The sequence below is a fragment of the Desulfothermus okinawensis JCM 13304 genome, assembly GCF_054654515.1.
Genome location: NZ_BAAIEW010000094.1, coordinates 1 through 349 on the forward strand (window position 1 = coordinate 1; position 349 = coordinate 349).

Annotated in this window: 1 protein-coding gene; it reads right to left on the reverse strand. The window is 34.1% G+C overall.

Annotation, left to right across the window (positions count from 1 at the left end; genetic code table 11):
- Positions 1 to 35: 35 nt before the first annotated feature.
- Positions 36 to 349 (reverse strand): glycosyltransferase (locus ACYQ0O_RS13190; RefSeq protein WP_459893813.1); only part of this gene is annotated, 314 nt, incomplete at its 5' end.

Below are 349 nucleotides of genomic sequence, written 5' to 3' on the forward strand. Positions count from 1 at the left end.
GATGAAACTTGTTAGTTAGGTTCAAAGATAAAATCTCAATTATCTATCAAACCAAATGCCTTTAGATATGCATCTGTAGCATTTTTTATAGTATAAGGCCTTGCAGCTTTTTTTAGAAAATTAGCAGGTAAAGGATTTTTTATAACTTGAATGATTGCTTCTGCCATCTTTTTATAATCCCTTAGAGGTACTAAAGGTCCGTATTTTCCATTTTGTAATATTTCCCTAGATCCACTTGGACAATCTGTAGATATTGCAGGAGTTCCCAAGGCTAAAGCCTCTATAAGACTAACAGGCAGGCCTTCCCATAAAGAACTTAAAACAAAAACATCAGCATGAGCCATATATC